1 protein-coding gene is annotated in these 243 nt (G+C 42.4%); it reads right to left on the reverse strand.

Annotated elements, in window-relative coordinates; genetic code table 11:
- Positions 1–243 (reverse strand): Rib/alpha-like domain-containing protein (locus HMPREF2864_RS08765; RefSeq protein WP_141752081.1); only part of this gene is annotated, 243 nt, incomplete at both ends.

The following is a 243-nucleotide window of genomic DNA, read 5'->3' on the forward strand; positions in this document are numbered from 1 at the left end:
GGTAATCTGGTACTGTTACTGCTTTTTTAACTTCATCCGCTGTTGTTGGTGTACCAAAGCCTTTTGTGATTGGTGTCACTTTTGGTTCATATTTGTCTTTGTCTGGTTGTTCTTTCACTGTTACCGGTACATTCACATGATCTTTTGAGCCATCTGGGTATGTTACCGTTGCTGGTACTGTGTACGTTCCAGGCGTTTGACCATTTGGCAATGTGCTTGGATTGTCTACTGTTACTGTTGGTG

The organism is Staphylococcus sp. HMSC059F04, from assembly GCF_001812565.1.
Classification (GTDB): domain Bacteria; phylum Bacillota; class Bacilli; order Staphylococcales; family Staphylococcaceae; genus Staphylococcus; species Staphylococcus lugdunensis.